The organism is Streptomyces sp. NBC_00726, assembly GCF_045161735.1.
Lineage (GTDB): Bacteria > Actinomycetota > Actinomycetes > Streptomycetales > Streptomycetaceae > Streptomyces.
In genome coordinates, this window is the sequence record NZ_CP108983.1 from 1,364,063 (window position 1) to 1,388,431 (window position 24,369).

A 24,369-nucleotide genomic window follows, 5' to 3' on the forward strand; every position below is an offset into this window, starting at 1 on the left:
TGGGCGATGGACATATCCGGGACGCAGCTCAGAGCGGCACGCGCGGCGCTTTTCACGGCGCTCGTCGTGACGCTCTCCGCCGCGTCGCACGTCCTGCTCTCCCAGGTCGCGCTGCCCCTGGTCCCCGTCGCCGTGCTGGCCGTGGCCGTCTTCGCGGCGGCCTACGCCCTGGCCGGCCGCCAGCGCGGCTTCGGGGCCATCGCCGGGCTGCTCGTCCCCCTGGAGCTGGCCGCCGACACCTTCTTCACCACCGGCCAGCACCTCTGTTACGGGGCGGCGGGCGGTCCGATAGCGGGCCCCCTGCGCTCGGTGGGCGTCGACGTCCTGTGCGGCGGCGACCTCGGCCCGGGCACGGCCCAGTTCGGCGACGTCGGCACCCCGCTCGCCTCGGTGACCGCGGGCGGCCAGGGCGCCGCCGCGCTGCTCGCCTCGCCCGGCCCACTGGTCCCCTGGCTGCTGCTGGCCGCCCATGTCACGGTCGGGCTGCTCGCCGCCGCCTGGCTGCACCGCGGGGAGCTGGCGCTCGCCGGGCTGCTCCGGGCGGGCGCGCTGCTGGCGTTCCGGCCGCTGCTGATCGCGGTGGCCGTGGTGCGCACGGCGGGCCGCCCGTCGCGGACCGGGGCACGCGCCGCCGCCTCCGGGCCGCTGCTGCCGGGCCGCGTCCGCCTCCTCGTGCACTCCGTGGGCCGCCGGGGTCCGCCGCTCGTTGCCTGTGCCCTCTGAGCAACGCGAACCCCGGACCGTACGACCCACATCCCACGGAGAACACCACCATGAGCAAGCGCAACAGCCAGGCCAGCAAGTCCGCCGCCCGCGAGCGGCTGCGCGCGGAGCGCGAGCGCCAGGCGAAGAAGGACAAGACCCGCCGGCAGGTCGTCGTCGGCGTCTCGGTCGTCGCCGGCCTCGCCGTCGTCGCGGGCATCAGCTACGCGGTGATGGAGCTGAACAAGCCGTCCCACTGGGATTCCCTCAAGGACGAGAAGACGGTCGTCGCGCCCAAGAACACCTCGGGCACCAACGGCACCACCGTCGTCATCGGCAAGGACAGCGCCAAGAAGACCCTGAAGCTGTACGAGGACTCCCGCTGCCCGATCTGCGCCTCCTTCGAGCAGACCGTCGGCCCGACCGTCGCCAAGGACGTCGCGGACGGCAAGTACAAGATCCAGTACATAGGCGCGTCGTTCATCGACGGCGACAGCCTCGGCGGCGACAACCCGTCCGTCGGCACCCGAGGCGAGGGCTCCAAGAACGCCCTGAGCGCGCTGGGCGCGGCGCTCAACGTGAGCACCGACGCCTTCCTGGAGTACAAGAGCGCGCTGTACTCGGCGGAGTACCACCCGGACGAGGCGGACGACAAGTTCAAGGACGACAGCTACCTGATCAAGGTCGCCGACTCGGTGAAGGAGCTCAAGGGCAACAAGGAGTTCCAGAAGGCCGTCGAGGACGGCACGTACGACGCCTGGGCCCTGAAGATGTCCAAGAGCTTCGACGAGAACAAGGACGACGTGGACGGCACGCCGACCCTGATCATGGACGGCAAGAGGGTCACCGGCAGCGACGGCAAGAACGCGCCGATGACCGTGGACGACTACAACACGGCGATCGCGGCGGCCCTGAAGGGCTGACCCGCTCCGCGAGGGGCTCCGCGCGGAGCCCCTCGCGCGTCACAGCGTGGCGAGGAACCCGATCGCGACCTTCCAGGCCAGCTCCGCCGCCTCCCGGTCGAAGTCGGGCAGCTCCGGGTCGGTGAAGAGGTGCCCGGCGCCGGGGTAGCGGTAGACCTCCACGTCCGCCCCGGTCCGCTGCATGTCCAGGTACCAGGAGTTCAGCCAGTCGCCCGTTTCGTACGGGTCGGGGTCGGCGACGTGCAGCTGTACGGGCAGCTCGTCCACCGAGGCGTTCTCGGCGATGTCCGAGGTGCCGTGCAGGAGCAGCAGTCCGCGCGCCTTCTCGTCGCCGAGCGCCAGCGTCTGGGCGACCGAGGCGCCGAGCGAGAAGCCTGCGTAGACGAGGCCCTGGTCCGAGTAGGGCGCGGCAGCCAGCACGGCCCGCTTCAGCAGCTCCTCCTTGCCGGTCTCCTCGCGGAACGCCTCCGCTTCCTCCACCGATTCAAAGGTGTGCCCCTCGAACAGATCGGGCACGCGCACCTCGTGCCCCGCGGCACGCAGCCGGTCGGCTGCGGCGTGCACGGCGGGGCGCAGACCGTACATCGAGTGGAAAAGCATGATGTTCATGACGCCCATGGTGCCAGTTGCGTTCGAAAGGATGGAGAGCGACAGCATGGAGAGTGTTCTGCGGCCGCTGATCGTCCTCGGCGGCTCGGTGGTGATCACCCTGGCCGCGGGCTGGCTGTTCGACTTCCTGCTGCGGCGCGCCGACGCCCGGCACAACGAAACCCCGCTGTGGGGCCTGCTGCGGCGCTGCGGCATACCGTTCCAGCTGGTCATGTGCGCGGCACTGCTGCGCGGTACGTACGCGAGGACCGGTCTCGGCCCGGTCCAGGACCACCGGGTGGGCATCGGCCGGCTGCTGACGCTGGTGCTGATCGGCGCGTCGGCCTGGCTGGTGGTGCGGATCGCCATCGCGGTCGTGGACTCGGTGTACGCGCGCTACGCGGCGGCCCACGACCGGGACCCGGCGCGGGTGCGGCGGGTGCGGACGCAGGTGACGCTGATCCAGCGGGTGGTCATCGCCGTGGCGACGACCCTGGCGGTCGCGGCGATGCTGCTGACGTTCCCCGAGATGCGGGCGGTGGGCACCTCGATGCTGGCGTCGGCCGGGGTCCTCGGCATCGTCGCCGGTGTCGCCGCCCAGTCCACGCTGGGCAACCTCTTCGCGGGTCTCCAGATCGCGTTCGGCGACATGGTCCGCATCGGCGACACCGTGGTGGTGGACGGCGAGTGGGGCACGATCGAGGAGATCACGCTGACCTTCCTCGCGGTGCGTACGTGGGACGAGCGGCGGATCACCATGCCGGTCTCGTACTTCACCGGCAAGCCGTTCGAGAACTGGTCGCGCGGCGGGGCGCAGATGACCGGCTCGGTCTTCTTCCACCTCGACCACTCGGCGCCGATCGAGGCGATGCGCGACAAGCTGCGGGACATCCTCGGCGAGTGCGCCGCCTGGGACGGCCGGAACTGGTCGCTGGCGGTCACGGACACCACCCCGACGACGATCCAGGTACGCGCGGTGGTCACGGCGAAGGACGCGGCCGACATCTGGACGGCGCGCTGCGCGGTCCGGGAGCAGCTGATCGGCTGGCTGCGCGACCACCACCCGTACGCGCTGCCGCGCATCGCGACGGGCCCCGCGGCGCTCCCGCCCGGCGACGCCCGGCCCTCGGTGAACGGGACCGGCAGGGACGAGAAGCCCGCGGGCAGCTGGAACCGGACCCCGCGCACCGGCCAGGGCTGAGCGTCCTCGGAACAAGCCCTCAGCGCAGGCTGCGTACGTCCAGCTGGCGCAGCACCCGGTCCACGACCTCCGGGTCGGAGCCGGGTTCGCTGCGCGCGGACAGCACGGCGTGGCGGGCGGCCGACATCATCTCGCGCTGGATCCGGCTGATCGCCTGGAACCGTTCGACGCGCTTGGCGTAGGCGTCGCGCCGTTCGTCGTCCACCATCTCCGGGCTGATCCGCGCCCCCACCTCGTATGCGAGCCGGTGCAGCCGCTCGACCACGTCCTCGGGCAGGTCCTCGGCCGCCTCGATCTTCTTCAGCCGCTCCCGGGCCGCCCTGGCCGCCCGGACCGCGAGGTCCTTCTCCAGGGCCGCCTCGGCGTCCGTGTCCGCGCGCACCCCGAGCCGCCGCACCAGCCAGGGCAGCGTCAGCCCCTGGAAGACCAGGGTCACCATGATCACGGAGAACGCGATGAAGACGATCTCGTCGCGGCCGGGGAACGGCTGCCCGTCGTCCGTCTCCAGCGGGATCGCGAGGGCCAGCGCGACGGAGGCCACTCCGCGCATCCCGGCCCACCACATGATCACGGTCTCCCGCCAGCTGGTGGGGATCTCCTCGCTGACGTCCCGCCGGGTGTGCAGCCGTTTGGCGAGCCAGGTGGCCGGCAGCAGATACAGCAGCCGTACGCCGACGACGACCGCGACGACCGCGAGGCCCCAGCCGGCCATTTCCAGTTCGCGGCCGTTCGCCGTGCCGAACACGTTGTGCAGTTCGAGCCCGATGAGCCCGAAGGCGATTCCGGTGACGAGGGTGTCCACGATCTCCCAGAAGGTGCGTCCGGTGAGCCGGCCGAGGACGTCGTCGGCGTCCGCGGTGTGCTCCGCGAGGAAGATCGCGGTCATCAGGACGGCGAGCACCCCGGAGCCCATCAGCTCCTCGGCGAGCACATAGCTGACGAACGGCACCAGCAGGGTCAGGCCGACCTGGAGGGTGGCGTCGCCGAGCAGCCCCATCAGCTTGATGGTGAGCCAGCCGAGCGCGACGCCCACCGCGACGGCGACCACCGCGGACAGCACGAGCAGCCCGAACGCCTCGGGCCAGGAGAAGGTCCCGCTGACGGCCGCCGCGATGGCCACGTGGTAGAGCACGATCGCGGTGACGTCGTTGAACAGCCCCTCGCCCTCCAGGATGGAGACGAGCCGCCGGGGCAGCCCGACGGCCCCGGCGACGGCGGTGGCGGCGACCGGGTCGGGCGGGGCGACGAGCGCGCCGAGGGCGACGGCGGCGGCGAGCGGCAGCCCCGGCACGACCGCGTCGGCGACCGCGGCGACGGCGGCGGTGGTGAGGAAGACCAGGGCGACGGCCAGCAGGAAGATGGGCCGCTTGTTCGCGGCGAACTGCCGCCAGGAGGTGCGCTGCACCGAGGCGTAGAGCAGCGGCGGCAGCAGCGCGGGAAGGATGATCTCCGGCGGGATGTCCACGTTCGGTACGAAGCTGAGGAAGGCCAGCACCACGCCGAAGAGGGTCATCAGCACCGGCGCCGGCAGCTTCAGCCGGTCCCCCAGCGGAACCGTGACCACGGCTCCGAGCAGCAGCACGAGCAGCAGTGACATCTGGTCCACGGGGTGCCTTCCGAAGCGCTCCGGCCGGGGCCCGGTGCACGCCCGGCCGATGTCCCTCACCCTGCCATGCGTTCCCCGCCCGCCGAGATCAGGGGGTGCGGCGGGGCGTCAGATCGTCCGGCGCATCGCCCGGTGCGAGATGCCCGCGTCCATGAACTCGGGGCCGTACGGCTCGTAGCCGAGGCGCTCGTAGAAGGGCAGGGCGTGCGTCTGGGCGTGCAGGTCGACGGCGGTGAGACCGTGACCGCGGGCCGCGTCCTCGATGGCCCGCACGAGCGCGGCACCGACGCCTAGGCCCCGGGCCTCCCGGCTCACCGCGAGCCGGCCGAGCGAGCCGACGGCGGGGTCGCCGCCGGTGTGCGAGGCGGCGGCGGGGCCGTGCAGCAGCCGGCCGGTGCCGAGCGCGGTGCCGTCGGCGGCGACGGCGATGACGTGCACCGCGTCCGCGTCGTGGGCGTCGTACTCGATCTCCTCGGGCACGTTCTGTTCACCGACGAAGACCTCCTTGCGCACCTGGAAGCACGCGGCGCGGTCCTGCTCGTCGGCGACGGTCCGGGTGGTGTACGTGAGGGGCCCGGCCGTCACTGGCTCTCCGCCGCGATGCGGTCCAGGGCCTGCTGGAGGTCGTCGGGATAGGTGCTGGTGAATTCGGCCCAGCTCCCGTCGGCGGGGTGCTCGAAGCCCAGCTTCACCGCGTGCAGCCACTGCCGGGTCAGGCCGAGGCGCTTGGCCATGGTGGGGTCGGCGCCATAGGTGAGGTCGCCGACGCAGGGGTGGCGGTGGGCGGACATGTGCACCCGGATCTGGTGGGTGCGCCCGGTCTCCAGCTTGATGTCGAGGAGGCTGGCGGCCCGGTACGCCTCGATGAGGTCGTAGTGGGTCACCGAGGGCTTGCCGTCCGCGACGACCGCCCACTTGTAGTCGTGGTTCGGGTGGCGGCCGATGGGGGCGTCGATGGTGCCGCTCATCGGGTCCGGGTGGCCCTGGACCAGCGCGTTGTACTTCTTCTCCACGACCCGGTCGCGGAACTGGGCCTTCAGCAGGGTGTAGGCGCGCTCGGACTTGGCGACGACCATCAGCCCGGAGGTGCCGACGTCGAGGCGGTGCACGATGCCCTGGCGCTCGGCGGCGCCGGAGGTCGAGATCCGGTACCCGGCGGCGGCGAGGCCGCCGATGACGGTGGTGCCGGTCCAGCCGGGGCTGGGGTGGGCGGCGACGCCGACCGGCTTGACGATCACCACGATGTCGTCGTCGTCGTGGACGATCTCCATGCCCTCGACGGGCTCGGCGACGATCCGCACGGGCGCGGGCGCCTGCGGCATCTCCACTTCGAGCCAGGCACCGCCGTGCACCCGCTCGGACTTCCCGACCACCGAGCCGTCCACCTGCACCTTCCCGGCGGCGGCCAGATCGGCGGCCTTGGTACGGGAGAAGCCGAACATCCGGGAGATGACGGCGTCGACGCGCTCGCCCTCCAGACCATCGGGGACGGGCAGGGTGCGGACCTCGGGTTGCGTACTCACCAGTCGAGTATGCCTTGCGTCCCTCAGTCCTTGTGCACGGTGCCGTCGGGGTCCAGACCCTTGAAGGAGAGGAACACGATCAGGATGCCGCCGCAGACGATCGCGGAGTCGGCCAGGTTGAACACGGCGAAGTGGGCGGGGGCGATGAAGTCCACCACCGCGCCCTCGAAGACGCCCGGCGCGCGGAAGATGCGGTCGGTGAGGTTCCCGAGGGCCCCGCCGAGCAGCAGGCCGAGCGCGATGGCCCACGGCAGGCTGTACAGCTTGCGGGCGAGCCGGGCGATCACCACGATGACGGTCGCCGCGATGATCGTGAAGATGATCGTGAACGCCTCGCCGAAGCCGAACGCGGCCCCCGAGTTGCGCAGGGCGTCCAGCTTGAGCCAGTCGCCGATCAGCTCGACCGGCTCCTGGTGCTCCAGCTTCGCCACGACGAGCATCTTGCTGCCGAGGTCGAGCAGATACGCGACGACGGCGACGCAGAACAGCAGGATGACCCGGCGCCGGCGGGTGGCCGGCGAGCGGTCGACATCCGCGTCCGCGTCCGCCGCGGTGGCCCCGGTTTCCCGGGCCTCCGGCACGCCCTGGTCCGGGGAAGCGGCCGCGCCGTCCGGCCCGGTCTCTCCGCTTCCCTCAGCCCCGGTGATGTCCGGCGTACCGATGATGCGCTCCGCCTCTGCCACGTGAGTCCCTCAACCTAGTTCCCGACTGAGGACGAGGGTACGGCACGCCCGTGCGAATCAGCCTCGTCGCTCCTGCTTCTGCTTGTCCTCGACACACAGCGTGGCCCGGGGGAACGCCTGCATCCGCGCCTTCCCGATCGGCTTGCCGCAGACCTCGCACAGCCCGTACGTGCCGGCTTCGAGCCGGGCCAGGGCGCGCTCGGTCTGGTCCAGCATCTCCTGGGCGTTCGCGGCGAGCTGCATCTCGTGCTCGCGGGTGATGTTCTTGGTGCCGGTGTCGGCCTCGTCGTCGCCCGCCCCGTCGCCGGAGTCCCGCATCAGCCCGGCCAGCGCGAGACCGGACGCCTCCAGCTCGTTGCGCAGCCGGGTCGCCTCACCGGTCAGCCCGTCCCGCGCGGCGGTGACCTCCTCAGGGGTCCAGGGGTCCTCGCCCGGCCGTACGGCCAGCTCTCCCGGCGCCGTGGCGCCCCGGGCGGGCGGTACGGGTGCCGTGTCCTCGCCCGCGGTCCGGGTACCGGCCGCGCTCTTCTTGGCTACCACCGTGTGGGCTCCCGTCTGATCGGCGGCCTCGGCCGCCCCCGTGGCCGGGGCCGCGGTGGCCCCGGTCTTCTTCGGCGTGGTCTTCTTCGGCGCGGTCTTGCGGGCCGCCGCCTTCTTGGCGGAGGTCTTCTTGCCGGGCGCCTTCTTCTCCACCATGGCCGCGGCCCCTTCACACACAGTGATCTTGCTCGCCGGTCGTGCTGGGACGATAAGTCGACCCAGGTCCCGCGGCAACGGGGCACGCCGCCGCATCGCGCCACCCCCCGTCCGGATCACCGTGTGCCTGCATCCGTTGTGCCCAGCTGCCCGCCGGGTAATCCGGCTTTACGCCGCGCGCCGGGCCGCGCTCCGGCCGCGTACCCCTCGTATGGCCATTCGGGTCACCCCCGGCCCCTCCGTAAACCGGTCGGACGCCGTGCCCCGGGCCCGTACACTGGCCTCAGCGAGAGGCGTGGATGGGACGAGTAGCGTCGTACGCAGCCAGCAGCGACCCGGGGACGGTGGGAGCCCGGGGGCGAGCGCGTCGTGAAGATCACCCCGGAGCCGCCGGAAGAAAGCCCCCGAGGGGCCAGTAGAACCGGCATCGCACCCCAATGAGGGGGCCCGGGGCGCACGCCCGGGGCCAAGGAGGGTGGTACCGCGGGGACCGGCTCGGTTCTCGTCCCTCCGACGGAAGTGGAAGACGTCCGCCGGAGGAAGCCCGCACATGACATCGCCGCAGTACCGCCAGGTACCCGCCCAGGTCGACCTGCCCGCCCTTGAGCACGCCGTGCTCGACTTCTGGCGCGAGAACAAGGTCTTCGACAAGAGCCTCGACCAGTCCGAGGGCCGCCCCGAGTGGGTGTTCTACGAGGGCCCGCCGACCGCCAACGGCATGCCCGGCGCCCACCACATCGAGGCCCGCGTCTTCAAGGACGTCTTCCCCCGCTTCCGGACCATGCAGGGCTACCACGTGGGCCGCAAGGCCGGCTGGGACTGCCACGGCCTGCCGGTCGAGCTGGCGGTCGAGAAGGAGCTGGGCTTCAACGGCAAGAAGGACATCGAGGCGTACGGCATCGCCGAGTTCAACGCCAAGTGCCGCGAGTCCGTGACCCGGCACACCGACGCCTTCGCCGAGCTCACGACCCGTATGGGCTACTGGGTCGACCTGGACGACGCGTACCGCACGATGGACCCCGAGTACGTCGAGTCCGTGTGGTGGTCGCTGAAGGAGATCTTCGGCAAGGGCCTGCTGGTCCAGGACCACCGCGTCGCCCCCTGGTGCCCGCGCTGCGGCACCGGCCTGTCCGACCACGAGCTGGCGCAGGGCTACGAGACGGTCGTCGACCCCTCGGTCTTCGTGCGCTTCCCGCTCACCTCCGGCCCGCTGGCCGGCGAGGCGGCGCTGCTGGTCTGGACGACGACCCCGTGGACCCTGGTCTCCAACACCGCGGTCGCCGCGCACCCGGACGTCACCTATGTCGTCGCGACGAACGGCGAGGAGAAGCTGGTCGTCGCCCAGCCGCTGGTCGAGAAGGCGCTGGGCGAGGGCTGGCAGCTCACCGGCCAGTCGTTCACGGGCCGCGACATGGAGCGCTGGACGTACGAGCGCCCGTTCGCCCTGGTCGACTTCCCGGCGCCCGCGCACTACGTCGTCAACGCCGAGTACGTGACGACCGAGGACGGTACGGGTCTGGTCCACCAGTCCCCCGCGTTCGGCGCCGACGACCTCCTGGTCTGCAAGGCGTACGGCCTGCCGGTGGTCAACCCGGTCCGCCCCGACGGCACCTTCGAGGAGGACCTGCCGCTGGTCGGCGGGGTCTTCTTCAAGAAGGCCGACGAGGCGCTGACCGAGGACCTGAAGGACCGCGGCCTGCTCTTCCGCCACGTCCCGTACGAGCACAGCTACCCGCACTGCTGGCGCTGCCACACCGCGCTGCTGTACTACGCGCAGCCGTCCTGGTACATCCGCACCACGGCGGTCAAGGAGCGGCTGCTCCAGGAGAACGAGAAGACCAACTGGTTCCCGGACTCCGTCAAGCACGGCCGCTTCGGCGACTGGCTGACCAACAACGTCGACTGGGCGCTGTCCCGCAACCGCTACTGGGGCACCCCGCTGCCCATCTGGCGCTGCGAGGAGGGCCACCTCACCTGCGTCGGCTCGCGCGCCGAGCTGGGCGAGCTGTCCGGCACGGACCTCTCGGACCTCGACCCGCACCGCCCGTTCATCGACGACGTCACCTTCGGCTGTACGCACGAGGGCTGCGGCCTGGAGGCGCGCCGCGTGCCGGAGGTCATCGACGCCTGGTACGACTCGGGCTCGATGCCGTTCGCGCAGTGGGGCTACCCGTACAAGAACAAGGAGATCTTCGAGAGCCGCTACCCGGCGCAGTTCATCTCGGAGGCCATCGACCAGACCCGCGGCTGGTTCTACACGCTGATGGCCGTCGGTACGCTGGTCTTCGACAAGTCGTCGTACGAGAACGTCGTCTGCCTGGGCCACATCCTCGCCGAGGACGGCCGGAAGATGTCCAAGCACCTGGGCAACATCCTCCAGCCGATCCCGCTCATGGACCAGCACGGCGCGGACGCGGTGCGCTGGTTCATGGCGGCGGGCGGCTCCCCCTGGGCGGCCCGGCGGGTGGGCCACGGCACGATCCAGGAGGTCGTCCGCAAGACGCTCCTCACGTACTGGAACACGGTGGCCTTCCAGGCGCTGTACGCCCGTACGTCGAGCTGGGCGCCCTCGGCCGCGGACCCGGCGCCCGCCGACCGCACGGTCCTGGACCGCTGGCTGCTCGGCGAGCTGAACACGCTGGTCGACCAGGTCACCCGGGCGCTGGAGGGCTTCGACACGCAGCGTGCCGGAAAGCTGCTCTCCGCGTTCGTTGACGACCTGTCCAACTGGTACGTGCGCCGCTCCCGGCGCCGCTTCTGGCAGGGCGACAAGGCGGCGCTGCGCACGCTGCACGAGGTGGTCGAGACGGTGACCCGGCTGATGGCCCCGCTGACCCCGTTCATCACCGAGCGGGTCTGGCAGGACCTGGTCGTGCCGGTCGCCCCGGACGCGCCGGAGTCGGTCCACCTGTCGTCCTGGCCGAAGGCGGACCCGGCGGCGACCGACCCCGCGCTCTCGACGCAGATGGCGCTGGTGCGGCGCCTGGTCGAGCTGGGCCGGGCCACGCGTGCGGAGTCGGGCGTCAAGACCCGCCAGCCGCTGTCCCGGGCACTGGTCGCGGCCTCGGGCTTCGACGCCCTGTCCGCGGAGCTGCGCGCCCAGATCACGGAGGAGCTGAACGTCTCCTCGCTCGCCTCGCTCTCCGAGGTGGGCGGCTCGCTGGTCGACACCACGGCCAAGGCGAACTTCCGGGCGCTCGGCAAGCGCTTCGGCAAGGGCGTCCAGGCGGTGGCCAAGGCGGTCGCGAACGCGGACGCGGCGGCCCTGTCGCTCGCCCTGCGCGAGGGCACGGCCTCGGTGGAGGTGGACGGCGAGACGGTCACCCTCTCCCCCGACGAGGTCATCATCACGGAGACCCCGCGCGAGGGCTGGTCCGTCGCCTCCGACTCGGGCGCGACGGTCGCCCTCGACCTGGAGATCACCCCGGAGCTGCGGCGCGCGGGCCTGGCCCGTGACGCGATCCGCCTGATCCAGGAGGCCCGCAAGAACAGCGGCCTGGACGTCGCGGACCGCATCGCCGTCCGCTGGACCTCCACGTCCCCCGCGACGACGGAGGCCCTCACCGAGCACGCGCCCCTGATCGCGGACGAGGTGCTGGCGGTGGACTACGCGGAGGGCGAGGCGGACACCACGTACGGCACCCCGTTCGAGGACGAGGGCCTGAACCTGACGTTCCGTCTCCGCAAGGCGTAGCCGTGACCCGAGGGGCCCGGCCGGAGAACGTTCCGGCCGGGCCCTTTCCTGTTCCGGCCGCGCCGCGGCCTTCAGCCTCGCCGGCGTTTGAGGCGCGGGGTCCGAGGCGGAGCCCCGGTTTCGGGAGGGGGCGGGTGGGGGACAGCCGCGCGCAGCGCCCCCGCACGCACGCAAAAGGGCCGGGCCCCGGGGAAACCCCGGGGCCCGGCCCTCAGCCTGCCGACGGCTACGCGCTCAACGAGCGCGCCCCGCTCAGTTGTCGTCCTCGTCGATCAGAAACCCGCGCATCGGCGACGGCGCCTGCTGCATCGGCTGCGGCGCCTGCGGCCGCACCGGCGCCATCGGCTGCGTCATCGCCGGCGACATCTGCTGCTGACCGCCGTACGACGGGGCACCGCCCATGGACGGGTTTCCGCCGCCCATCGGCTGACCGCCGTGGTTGCCGCCCATCGTGTGCCCCATGGCACCCGCACCGGCCGGAGCCAGCGAGGGCGACGGCGGCAGCGACGCGGCGGCCGGGGTACGCGGCGGAGCCAGCGAGTCGTCCGCCTGGGTCTCCAGCTGACGCAGCTGGCTCTCCAGGTAGGACTTCAGCCGCGTCCGGTACTCGCGCTCGAAGCCCCGCAGGTCCTCGACCTTGCGCTCCAGCGTCGCCCGGGCCGACTCCAGCGAGCCCATCGCCACGCGGTGCTTCTCCTGCGCGTCCCGCTCCAGCGCGTCCGCCTTGGCGCGGGCGTCCCGCTCCAGGCCCTCGGCGCGGCTGCGGGCCTCGCCGACGATCTTGTTGGCCTCGGAACGGGCCTCCGCGATCGCCTGGTCGGCGGTCTGCTGGGCCAGGGACAGGACACGGGCGGCGCTGTCGCCGCCGGGGCCCTGCTGCTGCATCTGCGGCGGGGGCTGCATCTGCTGCATCTGCTGCTGCGGGTTGTGACCGCCCATGGGACCGCCCATCGGGCCGCCCATGGGACCACCCTGCATCGGGCCGGGGCCGTGCGGGCCCTGCGGACCGGGGCCGTGCGGGCCCTGGGGGCCGTGACCGCTGGGACCGGCGGGCAGCTGCGGAGCGCCACCGGGCAGCTGGGGGGGACCCATCTGCGGGGGCTGCTGCTGCTGGACCGGCGGGCCCGATATGGCGGCGGGCACCGGGGCACCGGGCCGGTCCTGCTGCTCAGGCGGCTTGCGCATGCCCTGCTGCTGGTTCTGCGCGGCGGCACGCGTGGCGGCGGCCAGCTTGGCGCGCAGGTCCTCGTTCTCACGGAGCAGGCGGGTCAGCTCCGACTCGACCTCGTCGAGGAAGGCATCGACCTCGTCCTCGTCGTAGCCCTCTCGGAGGCGGACCGTCGTGAACTGCTTGTTCCGCACATCCTCGGGAGTCAGCGGCATCTCTTCTTCACCTCTACGTAGTCGTCGGCAGTCGGCAGGACCGTATCGCTCACAGCCTGACCACGATGCTGATCAGGATGGAAACGATGATCATCAGAACGAAGAAGGACAGGTCTAGTGCCACGCCCCCGAGACGCAGCGGCGGGATGAACCGCCGCAGGAGCTTGAGCGGTGGATCGGTGACCGTGTAGGTCGTCTCCAGGACGACCACCATCGGCTTGCCCGGCTGCCATGAACGTGCGAACTGGAAGACGTAGTCCATGACGAGCCGGAAGATCAGCACGATGAGGAAACACATCAACGCGATGTAGACAACACTTTGTGCGACGCCCATCTCTCGCGCTTCCCTCTCCCCTGGCTCTCGTAGCACCGGCCTCCCGGCCGGGTTGTTCCCGGTGTCGTGTTCTCAGCTCTGGTTGAAGAATCCGCCCTCTGCGATGCGGGCCTTGTCCTCCGCCGTGACATCGACGTTAGCAGGCGACAACAGGAACACCTTCTGTGTCACTCGCTCAATGCTGCCATGGAGACCGAAGACGAGTCCCGCGGCAAAGTCGACAAGTCGCTTTGCGTCCGTATCGTCCATCTCCGTGAGATTCATGATCACCGGAGTGCCCTCACGGAAGTGTTCCCCGATGGTACGGGCCTCGTTGTACGTCCTGGGGTGCAGCGTCGTGATCCGGTAGGGCTCGCGCTCGGACACGACCTTGGGCATGATCACCGGTGCGTTCTTCTCCATGTTCGGACGTTCAGGTGTGATGGATGCCACGGGTGCGATCCGGGCGGGTCGCTCGCGCTCCGCGGGGATCTGGACCGGCTCCCGCTGCGCCGGCGGCTGGACCGCGCGGACCGGTTCGTCGCGCTCCCGGTCCCGCTCCACCTGATGCGCGGGCTGGTGCCGGCGCCGGTCGCGCTCGGGCTCCGGCTCGGGTTCGAATTCGTCGTCGGGGTCGAACCCCGGGCCGTCGTACCCATCGTCCTCCACGAGGCCGAGGTAGACCGCCATCTTGCGCATCGCGCCGGCCATGCTCTGAGTCCTCCGCTCTGTGGTGGATCGGCATCTGTCACCAAGTGCCCGCGATCCACTCCGGCCTGCCCGCCCTGGGCGGTAATGACCATATTTTCTGCTGTGGTCCGACTTGCTTGGCGACGTTACCCGAGCCCGGCACGGACTCCGAGTACCGCAGTACCGACGCGCACATGTGTCGCCCCGGCCTCAATCGCGTCCTCAAGGTCCGCACTCATCCCCGCTGAGACCATGTTCGCAGCCGGATGGTTCCCGCGCAGCCGGGATGAGAATTCCATCAGCCGGTCGAACGCGGCCCGTTGCCGCCCGGCGAAGGGCCCGGCGAGCGGTGCGACGGTCATCAGCCCGTCCAGCCGGAGCCCGGGCGCGGCGGCGACCGCGTCCGCCAACTCCGCGATCCCGTCCGGCGCGACGCCCCCGCGGGCCCCCCGCTCACCGCTCTCCGCGTCGAGCGCGACCTGGATGAGGCAGCCGAGTTCACGCTCGCGGCGCTCGGCGGCCGTCGAGAGGGCGGTCACCAGCTTCGTACGGTCCACGGACTGCACGACATCGGCATAACCGACCACGGAACGGACCTTGTTGGTCTGCAACTGGCCGACAAAGTGCCAGGAGAGAGACAGATCCGCGCACTCGGCGGCCTTGGGGGCGGCGTCCTGGTCGCGGTTCTCCGCGACCTGACGCACACCGAGTCCATGCAGAATCCGCACATCGCTCGCGGGGTAGGTCTTGGTGACCACGAGCAGGGTCACCTCCTCCCGCTTGCGACCGGCCGCGAGGCAGGCCGAAGCGATCCGCTCCTCCACCCGCGCCAGATTCGCGGCGAGTTGTTCCTTGCGTTCCGTCATGCCCTATCAGTCCAGCCAGACATATCCGGCGAGCCGCCCGGTGGTGCGGTCGCGTCGGTACGAGAAGTGGTCGCCCGATTCCAGGGTGCAGAACGGGGACGCCTGCCGGTCGGTGACGCCGAGCTCCGCGAGCTGGGCGTGCACCCCGCCGGTGACGTCCACCGCCGGGGTGCCCCAGCTGGTTTCGGACCAGGTGCCCGGCACGCTCGCGGCGACCTCGTCCCGCATCGCCGCCGGCACCTCGTAGCACCGGCCGCAGACGGCCGGCCCGGTCCGGGCGGTGATCCGGGAGACCTCCGCGCCCAGCCGGACCATGGCCTCGACCGCGGCCGGCACGACTCCGGCGACCAGCCCCGGCCGCCCGGCGTGCGCCGCGGCGACGACACCGGCCGCCGGGTCGGCGAGCAGGACGGGCGTGCAGTCGGCGGTCAGCACGGCGAGCGCGAGTCCGCGCCGCGCGGTGACCACCGCGTCCACGGCGGGGATCTCCGCCGCCTCGCCCCAGGGTCCGTCGACCACGGCCACGTCCCGGCCGTGGACCTGGTTCATCCAGACGACCCGGGCCGGATCGAGCCCCCGGGCGCGCGCGGCCCGCTCGCGGTTGGCGAGAACGGCGGCGGGGTCGTCGCCGACCGCGCCGCCGAGATTCAGCTCCGCGTACGGGGCGGCGCTCACTCCGCCCCACCGGTCGGTGAAGGAGAAATGAGCGCCGCCCCGCGAAAAGACAGAGACCGTCGGGTTCACTGCGTCATGCGGACCTATCACTTCAAGAAGTCCGGTACGTCCAGCTCTTCGGCCTGGGAGTCCGAGTAGGGACGGGCCGGCGGGACGTGCGGCGGCGAGACGACCGGCGGAAGGTGGGTCTCACCCGACACCGGAACCGGCTCGGCCTGCACCGGCGGCTCCTCGCGCGGCGGCACCGAACCGAGCCCGCCGGACTGACGCACCGGCTCGGGCGCGGACCGGACCGGCGTCGGGGCCGGCTCCTCGCGCTTGGCGCTGTTGCCCGTGCCCTCCAGGCCGAAGTCCGCCCGGCGGGCCGGCGGCTGTCCGCCGTCGAAGCCCGCCGCGATGACGGTGACCCGCACCTCGTCGCCGAGGGCGTCGTCGATGACCGCGCCGAAGATGATGTTCGCCTCCGGGTGGGCCGCCTCGCTCACCAGCTGGGCGGCCTCGTTGATCTCGAAGAGACCGAGGTCGCTGCCGCCGGAGATGGAGAGCAGGACACCGCGGGCGCCGTCGATGGACGCTTCCAGGAGCGGCGAGGAGATCGCCATCTCCGCGGCGGCCACCGCGCGGTCGTCGCCGCGGGCGGAGCCGATGCCCATCAGCGCGGACCCGGCCTCGGACATGACCGACTTGACGTCGGCGAAGTCGAGGTTGATCAGGCCCGGCGTGGTGATGAGGTCGGTGATGCCCTGGACACCCGAAAGCAGGACCTGGTCGGCCGACTTGAACGCGTCGAGCACGCTGACCTGGCGGTCCGAGATGGACAGCAGCCGGTCGTTGGGGATGACGATAAGGGTGTCGACCTCTTCGCGGAGCTCGGCGATGCCGTCCTCCGCCTGATTGGCGCGGCGCCGGCCCTCGAAGGTGAACGGGCGGGTGACCACACCGATCGTCAGGGCGCCGAGCGAGCGCGCGATGTTGGCGACGACGGGTGCGCCACCGGTGCCGGTGCCGCCGCCTTCGCCTGCGGTGACGAAGACCATGTCGGCCCCCTTGAGGACCTCCTCGATCTCCTCACGGTGGTCCTCTGCCGCCTTACGACCGACGGCCGGGTTCGCCCCGGCGCCGAGGCCGCGGGTGAGTTCGCGGCCGACGTCGAGCTTGACGTCGGCGTCGCTCATCAACAGGGCTTGCGCATCCGTGTTGATCGCGATGAACTCGACGCCCTTGAGACCGACCTCGATCATTCGGTTGATGGCATTGACACCACCGCCGCCGACACCGATGACCTTGATGACTGCGAGGTAGTTCTGCGGTGCTGCCACGTCGAAGGCCTCTCGCCTCGAGTTACGTGTCGTCGCTTCGCGGTGATCCCGCCGCGACGACGGATGCCGATTGGGACGGTCCGAACGCCGACCCAAACCCTAACGTTCAAGTTTAGGGTTACCAGTGTGTCTGCTTCATGGACTCTTCCGAACAGGACACTAAGTCGACAAGTGGCGCACGTTCAACGAACACGCCGAACCTCCCGTTTTTCTTTTCACCCTATGTGATCACCCGTAGCGCTGACCAACCAGGGTGCTGGCCAGGCCAAATGTGCGTCAACCACCCGACACCGCCGGGGCGGTGGGGGCACTCACGTCGAAGTGTCCCGCTTTGGGGGCGGCCTTCATGAGAGCGGTGAGGACTTTCGCCTTCACCGCGCCCGCTCCGCCGCTTCCCCACATCACCGTGCGATCCCCGCCGAGTTCCAGGGAGATGGCGTCGTACGAGTCGACCCGGACGACCCGGGTGTCCTCGGCGACGCCGTCCGGGAGGTCACCCGCGACCCGGACCGCCTCCCGCACCAGCCGGTCGCTGCCGAAGCGGCGCAGGCTCGCGGAACGGCCCTTGGCCACTTCCAGCAGGGGTACGTGCCCGGGCGCCTTGCCCACCGTCGCGAAGTGCACGCCCTCATCGTCCACTTCGATGAACTTTCCGCCCTTTTTCACCAACAGGACGGGCTGCCGTTCGGTCACCTTAAGTCCGATGCCGTGCGGCCATGACCGAACGACATCCACCTTGTCGATACGAGGCAACTTCTGGCGCAACCGCCGCTCGATGGCGCCGGTGTCCACGGAGACGAGCGGGGCGTTCATCGGCACCGCCGCGGCGCGCTCCACCTCGGCCGGGGTCAGCACCCGGACCCCGGTGATCCTGACCTGTTCGACCCGCAGCCAGGAGGAGCCGTACAGCGCCCAGACGGCGCCGGAGCCGAGCAGCAGCACGGCTCCGGCGATCAGGAGCAGCAGCCGGCGCCGGGAGACGCGGCGCCCCTCGGGGCGTGGGCGCGGCGGCCGGTCCGGGGCGTCCTCCTGCTTCCCTGCACCGCGCTGGGCGGTCGTCGGTCCGGCCACGCTCGCTCCTTATGCCGGGTCCGGGGGCCACCGCCCCCGGACCCGTCCGCCTCACGCGTTACGGCGTGCGGCAATCGCCTCGTACACCATGCCGACCAGCAGATCGTCGGCGTCCCGGCGGCCGAACTCGGCGGCGGACCGGGACATTTCATACAACCGGTGCGGATCGGACAGTACCGGGAGGACGTTGCCCTGCACCCACTCCGGGGTGAGCGCGGCGTCGTCCACCAGCAGACCGCCGCCGGCGTTGACCACCGGCTGGGCGTTGAGCCGCTGTTCGCCGTTGCCGATGGGCAACGGGACGTAGGCGGCGGGCAGTCCGACGGCGGAGAGTTCGGCGACGGTCATCGCGCCCGCGCGGCAGAGCATCATGTCGGCCGCGGCGTACGCGAGATCCATCCGGTCCACGTACGGTACCGGGATATAAGGGGGCATCCCGGGCATGTTGTCCACGCGCGGCAATTCGTTCTTCGGTCCGACCACGTGCAGGATCTGGATGCCGGAGCGCTGGAGCAGCGGAGCGACGCGCTGCACCACCTCGTTGAGATGGCGGGCGCCCTGCGAGCCGCCGGAGACCAGCAGCGTCGGCAGGTTGGGGTCGAGGCCGAACGCCGCGCGCGCCTCGGGGCGGACGCGGGCCCGGTCGAGGGTGGCGATGGTGCGGCGGAGCGGGATGCCGATGTAGCGGGCGCCGCGCAGCTTGCTGTCGGGGGTGGAGACGGCGACGCCGTGCGCGTACCGCGAACCGATCTTGTTGGCCAGGCCGGGGCGGGCGTTGGCCTCGTGGACCACGATCGGGACGCCCGCGCGCTTGGCGGCGAGATAGCCCGGCAGGGCCACGTAACCGCCGAAGCCGGCCACGCAGTCGGCCCCGGTGCGCTCCAGGATCTGTTCGGCGGCCTTGATGGTGCCGCGCAGCCGGCCCGGGACGGTGATGAGTTCGGGGGTGGGCTTGCGCGGCAGCGGTACGGCCGGGATCAGCGCCAGTTCGTACCCCCGCTCGGGTACGAGTCTGGTCTCAAGTCCGCGCTCCGTGCCGAGAGCGGTGATCCCCACGCTCGGGTCCTGCCTGCGCAGGGCGTCCGCGAGGGCGAGCGCGGGCTCGATGTGGCCGGCGGTCCCCCCGCCGGCGAGTACGACATGCACCGAATTTCACCGCTCTCCGGACGGCCGCCTCTTGACGCGCCGTCTCATCGTCTTCCATCTCACCCCGGGCCTCCGCACGGCCAGGGCCGCCTTCGCGGCGGGCTCGTCCCGCGCGAACGCGATCAGCAGCCCGACGGCGAACATGGTCGGCAGCAGGGCCGACCCCCCGTACGAGAACAGCGGAAGCGGGACACCGGCGATCGGCAGCAGGCCGAGCACCGCACCGATGTTGATCACGGCCTGCGCCGTGATCCAGGTGGTCACACCTCCCGCTGCGTACCTCACGAAGGGGTCCTCCGTGCGTCCGGCCACGCGGATACCCGCATAGCCTAGAGCCGCGAAGAGGGCGAGCACCGACAGCGTCCCCGCCAGCCCCAGTTCCTCCCCGGTGATGGCGAAGATGAAGTCGGTGTGCGGTTCGGGAAGTTGGCCCCATTTTTCCACACTCGCACCGAGGCCGGAACCGAACCATCCGCCTGACGCCAGAGCATAGATGCCGTGCACGGCCTGCCAGCAGGAGCCTCCCGGCCCCGGCTCGCTGGCCCCCATGCAGTCCAGCCTGGACATGCGGTTGGGGCTGGTCTTGATCAGCAGGAAGCCGATGAACCCGGCGGTGGCGAGCACTCCGGCGAACAGCCGGGTGGGCGCCCCGGCCAGCCAGAGCAGGCCGAACAGGATGGCCGTGAGAATGATCGCAGTGCCCATGTCGCCGCCGAGCATGATGAGCCCGAGCAGCATGAAGGCGACCGGCACCAGCGGCACCAGCATGTGCTTCCACTGGGTCAGCAGCCGCTTGTCCTGTTTACGGGCGAGCAGGTCGGCGCCCCACAGCACGAGCGCCAGCTTGCCGAACTCGCTGGGCTGGAGCTGGAAGGGCCCGCCCAGATAGAGCCAGTTGCGGTTGCCGTTGACCGACATCCCTATCCCCGGCACCTGCACCAGGACCATCAGGAAGACGGAGCCCATCAGCAGCGGGTAGGACAGCGCGCGGTGCAGCTTCACCGGCATCCGGGCGGCGGCCGCCATCAGCCCGGCCCCGATCACGGCGGCCAGGAACTGCTTGCGGAAGAAGTAGGTGCCGGGCTTGCCCAGCTCCAGCGCCTTGATCATCGAGGCGGAGTAGACCATCACCAGGCCGAGCACGGTGATCAGCAGTCCGGCGCCCAGGATCACGTAGTACGCCGTCAGCGGCCGGTCCCAGGCCCGCCGTGCCCGCTCGTACAGCCGTCGCACACCGCCGCCGCGCGGACTGCGGGGGCCGCCGGTGCTCCGGGCCCGCACCGCCGCGGGCCGCCGGGCCTTGGCAGCGGGCCTGACCCGCACGCTCTCTTCGGCCGGCATGTCCCTGTCCCCTCCACTGCTCGTGCCCGGGGCGCGGCGGCCGGGCCCGTCAGACGCTCTCGGCGGCGCGTGCGCGGACGGCGTCCGCGAATGCCTCGCCCCGCTTGTTGTAGTTGACGAACATGTCCATGGAGGCGCAGGCCGGGGCCATCAGTACGGTGTCTCCCGGCCGGGCGAGCCGCGCGGCCTCGCGGACCGCCTCGGACATCGCCCCAGTGTCGGTCCGGTCGAGGTCGACCACGGGTACCTCGGGGGCGTGTCGCGCCAGGGCTTCGCGGATCAGGGCCCGGTCCGCGCCCATGAGCACGACGCCCCGCAGCCGCTTGGCGCAGCCGGTCACCAGCTCGTCGAAGGTGGCGCCCTTGGCCAGGCCGCCGGCGATCCAGACGATGGAGTCGTAGGCGGCGAGCGAGGCTTCGGCGGCGTGCGTGTTGGTGGCCTTGGAGTCGTCCACGTAGGCGACCCCGGCCAGGTCCGCGACGTGCTCGATGCGGTGCGGGTCGGGGCGGAAGTCGCGCAGCCCGTCGCGGACGGCGGCCGGTTCGACGCCGAAGGCACGGGCCAGCGCCGCGGCGGCCAGGGCGTTGGCGATGTTGTGCGGGGCCGGCGGCCTGACGTCGGCGACCTCGGCCAGCTCCTGAGCCTGCTTCTGGCGGTTCCGCACGAACGCCCGGTCGACCAGGATGCCGTCCACCACGCCGAGTTGCGAGGGCCCCGGCGTACCGAGGGTGAAGCCGATGGCGCGGCAGCCCTCCTCGACGTCGGCCTCGCGCACCAGGTCCTCGGTCGCCGGGTCGGCCGCGTTGTAGACGCAGGCGACGCGGTTGCCCTCGTAGATCCGGCCCTTGTCGGCGGCGTACGCCGCCATGGAGCCGTGCCAGTCGAGGTGGTCGGGGGCCAGGTTGAGCACGGCGGCGGAGTGGGCGCGCAGCGAGGGCGCCCAGTGCAGCTGGTAGCTGGAGAGTTCGACGGCGAGCACGTCGTACGTCTCCTCGCCGAGTACGGCGTCCAGCAGGGAGACGCCGATGTTGCCGACGGCGGCGGTGCGCAGCCCGGCGGCCTCCAGGATGGCGGCGAGCATCCGTACGGTCGTGGTCTTGCCGTTGGTGCCGGTGACCGCGAGCCAGGGGGCCGGTTCCCGGCCGTCCCGGCCGCGCAGCCGCCAGGCGAGTTCGACGTCGCCCCAGACCGGGACGCCCGCCTCGGCGGCCGCGGCGAACAGCGGCTTGCCGGGCTTCCAGCCGGGGGCGGTGACGATCAGCTCGGTGGACTCGGGCAGGGTGTCGCCGTCGCCGAGGCGCACGGCGATGCCCTGCGCCTCCAGCTCGGCGGCCTGGGCGCGGGAGCGTTCGTCGGCGCCGTCGTTGACCACGGTGACGACGGCGCCGAGGCCGTGCAGGGCGCGGGCCGCCGGGATTCCGGAGACTCCGAGTCCGGCGACCGTGACGTGCTTGCCCTGCCAGTCCACGTTGCTCACTTCTTGGCTGCCCATCCTGCGTAGAAGAGGCCGAGTCCGACGATCACGCACATGCCCTGGATGATCCAGAAGCGGACCACGACAAGGACTTCGGACCACCCCTTGAGTTCGAAGTGGTGCTGGAGCGGGGCCATCCGGAAGACGCGCTTGCCGGTCATCTTGAACGAGCCGACCTGGATGACGACGGACATCGTGATCATCACGAAGAGGCCGCCGAGGATGGCCATCAGGAATTCGGTGCGGGAGCAGATCGCGAGGCCGGCGAGCGCGCCGCCGAGGGCGAGCGAGCCGGTGTCCCCCATGAAGATCTTGGCCGGTGAGGTGTTCCACCACAGGAAGCCGAAGCAGGAGCCCATCAGCGCGGAGGCCACGACCGCGAGGTCGAGCGGGTCGCGCACTTCGAAACAGGCGCTCGGGTTCGTGAGGGTCGCCGCGTTGGCGCAGGACTCCTGGAACTGCCAGAGCCCGATGAAGGTGTAGGCGCCGAAGACCATCACCGACGCGCCGGTGGCCAGACCGTCCAGACCGTCCGTCAGGTTCACGCCGTTGGACATGGCGAGGATCATGAACAGCGCCCAGACGACGAAGAGCACCGGGCCGATCGTCCAGCCGAAGTCCTCGACGAACGAGAGCTTGTCGGACGCCGGGGTGTTGCCGCGGGCGTCGGCGAACTGGAGCGAGAGCACCGCGAAGGCGATCCCGACTATCAGCTGGCCGGCCATCTTCGCCTTGGCGCGCAGACCGAGCGAGCGCTGCTTGACGATCTTGATGTAGTCGTCCAGGAAGCCGACGACTCCCATGCCGGCCATCAGGAAGAGGACCAGCACACCGGAGAAGCGCATCTCCTCGCCGGTGATCACCTTCGCCAGGAAGTACGCGATGAGGGTCGCCAGGATGAAGGCGATGCCGCCCATCGTGGGCGTGCCCTTCTTGGACCCGTGGGTGCGCGGGCCGTCGTCGCGGATGAACTGCCCGTATCCCTTGCGGGCCAGGAGCTTGATCAGCAGCGGTGTGCCGACCAGGGTCAGGAAGAGCCCGATGGCTCCCGCGAAGAGGATCTGCCTCATCGGCCCGCGACCTCGCCCTCGGTCACGTTCTCCAGCAGTGCCGTGACGACCTGCTCAAGACCGACCGACCGGGACGCCTTCACCAGCACCACGTCGCCCGGGCGCAGTTCCCTGCGCAACAGGTCGACGGCAGCCTGTGCGTCGGACACGTGCACCGACTCCTCACCCCACGAACCCTCGTTGTATGCGCCCAGTTGCAGCCAGGAGGCTTCTCTGCCCCCGACCGCGACGAGCTTGCTGACGTTGAGCCGGACGGCGAGCCGTCCGACCGCGTCGTGCTCGGCGAGCGAGGCGTCGCCGAGCTCGGCCATCAGGCCGAGCACCGCCCACGTACGACGCCCCTTCCCCATGGCGGCCAGCGCGCGGAGCGCTGCCTTCATGGATTCGGGGTTGGCGTTGTAGGCGTCATTGACGAACGTCACGCCGTCCGGACGCTCGGTGACCTCCATGCGCCAGCGGGAGAGGGTGCCCGCCTCGGAGAGCCCTTCGGCGATCTCGTCTGCGGACAGGCCCAGCTCATGGGCGACGGCGGCCGCGGCGAGCGCGTTCGACACGTGGTGCTCACCGTACAGGCGCATGGTCACCTCGCTGCACCCGGTGGGTGTGTGGAGGCGGAACGCGGGGCGTCCGTCGTCGGTGAGGTGGACGGCTTCGCCCCGTACGTCCGCATCCGCGCCCTCACCGAAGAGGACGACGCGGGCCTTGGTACGGGAGGACATGGCGCGTACGAGAGGGTCGTCGGCGTTGAGCACGGCGATGCCGTCCTCGGGAAGCGACTCGACCATCTCGCCCTTCGCCCGGGCGATCTGCTCCTTGCCGCCGAACTCACCGATGTGCGCGCTGCCGACGTTGAGCACGAGGCCGATGCGCGGCGGAACGAGTCCGGTGAGGTAGCGGATGTCCCCGATGTAGCGGGCGCCCATTTCGAGGACCAGGTGCCTGGTCTCGTCGGTGGCGCGCAGCGCGGTGAGCGGCAGGCCGATCTCGTTGTTGAGGTTGCCCTCCGGGTAGACGGTGGGCCCCTTGCGCTCCAGGAGCTGCGCGATGAGGTCCTTGGTGGAGGTCTTGCCCGCGGAGCCGGTGAGGGCGACGACGGTGGCGCCGAGGCGGCCGACGACGGCGCGGGAGAGCGCGCCGAGGGCGGCCACGACGTCGTCCACGACGATCGCGGGCACACCGACGGGGCGGGTGGCCAGGACGAGGGCCGCGCCCGCCGCGACGGCGCGCTCGGCGTAGTCGTGGCCGTCGGCCCGTTCGCCGGCGAAGGCGACGAAGAGGCTGCCGGGGGTCACCTTGCGGGAGTCGATGACGACCGGTCCGCCGACGGTTGCCGACGGATCCGGTATGTCGTGCGTCTGCCCGCCGACGATTTCGGCGATCTCGGCGAGGGAAAGGGCGATCACTT

Annotated in this window: 22 protein-coding genes; 4 read left to right on the top strand and 18 right to left on the bottom strand. The window is 71.2% G+C overall.

The window, feature by feature from the left end:
• Positions 1–6 precede the first annotated feature (6 nt).
• Positions 7–723, top strand: coding sequence for a hypothetical protein (locus OG338_RS06115; protein ID WP_405936336.1), 717 nt, complete (start codon positions 7–9; stop codon positions 721–723).
• Positions 724–773: 50 nt separating this feature from the next.
• Positions 774–1,625, top strand: a complete 852-nt coding sequence (locus tag OG338_RS06120; RefSeq protein WP_405936337.1) for a thioredoxin domain-containing protein — start codon at positions 774–776, stop codon at positions 1,623–1,625.
• A 39-nt stretch (positions 1,626–1,664) separates the two neighbouring features.
• Here OG338_RS06120 and OG338_RS06125 read toward each other — a convergent pair whose 3' ends face one another.
• Entirely contained in the window at positions 1,665–2,243 is a 579-nt protein-coding gene (locus OG338_RS06125; RefSeq protein ID WP_405936338.1) for a dienelactone hydrolase family protein, read from the bottom strand.
• A gap of 37 nt (positions 2,244–2,280) precedes the next feature.
• Between OG338_RS06125 and OG338_RS06130 the strand changes: the two genes are divergently transcribed.
• Complete coding sequence (locus tag OG338_RS06130; RefSeq protein WP_405936339.1) at positions 2,281–3,414, top strand: mechanosensitive ion channel family protein; 1,134 nt, start codon at positions 2,281–2,283, stop codon at positions 3,412–3,414.
• A gap of 19 nt (positions 3,415–3,433) precedes the next feature.
• Here OG338_RS06130 and OG338_RS06135 read toward each other — a convergent pair whose 3' ends face one another.
• From OG338_RS06135 to OG338_RS06155, 5 genes are all read right to left on the bottom strand, one after another.
• Positions 3,434–5,020, bottom strand: coding sequence for a Na+/H+ antiporter (locus OG338_RS06135; protein WP_405936340.1), 1,587 nt, complete (start codon positions 5,018–5,020; stop codon positions 3,434–3,436).
• Between the two features lie 108 nt (positions 5,021–5,128).
• On the bottom strand, positions 5,129–5,605 hold the full coding sequence (locus OG338_RS06140) for a GNAT family N-acetyltransferase (RefSeq protein ID WP_405936341.1): 477 nt from the start codon (positions 5,603–5,605) through the stop codon (positions 5,129–5,131).
• The gene (locus OG338_RS06145; protein ID WP_405936342.1) at positions 5,602–6,543 is read right to left on the bottom strand and encodes an RluA family pseudouridine synthase; all 942 of its coding nucleotides are present in this window, start codon (positions 6,541–6,543) and stop codon (positions 5,602–5,604) included. The genes OG338_RS06140 and OG338_RS06145 overlap by 4 nt, the downstream gene beginning before the upstream one ends.
• A gap of 23 nt (positions 6,544–6,566) precedes the next feature.
• Entirely contained in the window at positions 6,567–7,226 is a 660-nt protein-coding gene (lspA, locus tag OG338_RS06150; RefSeq protein WP_405936343.1) for a signal peptidase II, read from the bottom strand.
• Positions 7,227–7,283: 57 nt separating this feature from the next.
• A complete protein-coding gene (locus OG338_RS06155; protein ID WP_405936344.1) occupies positions 7,284–7,922 on the bottom strand; it encodes a TraR/DksA family transcriptional regulator in 639 nt (212 codons plus the stop codon).
• Between the two features lie 550 nt (positions 7,923–8,472).
• Between OG338_RS06155 and ileS the strand changes: the two genes are divergently transcribed.
• Positions 8,473–11,616, top strand: coding sequence for an isoleucine--tRNA ligase (gene ileS / locus OG338_RS06160; RefSeq protein ID WP_405936345.1), 3,144 nt, complete (start codon positions 8,473–8,475; stop codon positions 11,614–11,616).
• 252 nt (positions 11,617–11,868) lie between these two features.
• Here the strand turns inward: ileS and OG338_RS06165 are convergent, their stop codons facing one another.
• The 12 genes from OG338_RS06165 to murF all read right to left on the bottom strand — a co-directional run bounded on the left by OG338_RS06165 (position 11,869) and on the right by murF (position 24,367).
• Positions 11,869–12,999 carry a DivIVA domain-containing protein gene (locus OG338_RS06165; protein ID WP_405936346.1) on the bottom strand — a complete coding sequence of 377 codons (1,131 nt, stop codon included), beginning with the start codon at positions 12,997–12,999 and terminating at the stop codon, positions 11,869–11,871.
• Positions 13,000–13,048: 49 nt separating this feature from the next.
• Complete coding sequence (locus tag OG338_RS06170) at positions 13,049–13,333, bottom strand: YggT family protein (protein WP_018104460.1); 285 nt, start codon at positions 13,331–13,333, stop codon at positions 13,049–13,051.
• Between the two features lie 72 nt (positions 13,334–13,405).
• A complete protein-coding gene (locus tag OG338_RS06175; protein ID WP_018104459.1) occupies positions 13,406–14,023 on the bottom strand; it encodes a cell division protein SepF in 618 nt (205 codons plus the stop codon).
• Positions 14,024–14,148: 125 nt separating this feature from the next.
• The gene (locus tag OG338_RS06180; protein ID WP_405936347.1) at positions 14,149–14,868 is read right to left on the bottom strand and encodes a YggS family pyridoxal phosphate-dependent enzyme; all 720 of its coding nucleotides are present in this window, start codon (positions 14,866–14,868) and stop codon (positions 14,149–14,151) included.
• A gap of 6 nt (positions 14,869–14,874) precedes the next feature.
• A complete protein-coding gene (pgeF, locus tag OG338_RS06185; protein ID WP_405936348.1) occupies positions 14,875–15,633 on the bottom strand; it encodes a peptidoglycan editing factor PgeF in 759 nt (252 codons plus the stop codon).
• Positions 15,630–16,862, bottom strand: a complete 1,233-nt coding sequence (gene ftsZ, locus OG338_RS06190) for a cell division protein FtsZ (RefSeq protein WP_405936349.1) — start codon at positions 16,860–16,862, stop codon at positions 15,630–15,632. The genes pgeF and ftsZ overlap by 4 nt, the downstream gene beginning before the upstream one ends.
• Positions 16,863–17,138: 276 nt before the next feature.
• On the bottom strand, positions 17,139–17,933 hold the full coding sequence (locus OG338_RS06195; RefSeq protein WP_405936350.1) for a cell division protein FtsQ/DivIB: 795 nt from the start codon (positions 17,931–17,933) through the stop codon (positions 17,139–17,141).
• A 51-nt stretch (positions 17,934–17,984) separates the two neighbouring features.
• Positions 17,985–19,079 (bottom strand): undecaprenyldiphospho-muramoylpentapeptide beta-N-acetylglucosaminyltransferase, encoded by a 1,095-nt coding sequence (gene murG, locus OG338_RS06200; protein WP_405936351.1) that lies wholly within the window; start codon positions 19,077–19,079, stop codon positions 17,985–17,987.
• Positions 19,080–19,085: 6 nt separating this feature from the next.
• Complete coding sequence (gene ftsW / locus OG338_RS06205) at positions 19,086–20,420, bottom strand: putative lipid II flippase FtsW (RefSeq protein WP_405936352.1); 1,335 nt, start codon at positions 20,418–20,420, stop codon at positions 19,086–19,088.
• 49 nt (positions 20,421–20,469) lie between these two features.
• The gene (murD, locus tag OG338_RS06210; protein ID WP_405940335.1) at positions 20,470–21,897 is read right to left on the bottom strand and encodes a UDP-N-acetylmuramoyl-L-alanine--D-glutamate ligase; all 1,428 of its coding nucleotides are present in this window, start codon (positions 21,895–21,897) and stop codon (positions 20,470–20,472) included.
• Positions 21,894–22,964, bottom strand: a complete 1,071-nt coding sequence (mraY, locus tag OG338_RS06215; protein WP_405936353.1) for a phospho-N-acetylmuramoyl-pentapeptide-transferase — start codon at positions 22,962–22,964, stop codon at positions 21,894–21,896. The genes murD and mraY overlap by 4 nt, the downstream gene beginning before the upstream one ends.
• On the bottom strand, positions 22,961–24,367 hold the full coding sequence (gene murF, locus OG338_RS06220; protein WP_405936354.1) for a UDP-N-acetylmuramoyl-tripeptide--D-alanyl-D-alanine ligase: 1,407 nt from the start codon (positions 24,365–24,367) through the stop codon (positions 22,961–22,963). Before murF ends, mraY begins: the two co-directional genes overlap by 4 nt.
• Between the last annotated feature and the right edge of the window lie 2 nt (positions 24,368–24,369).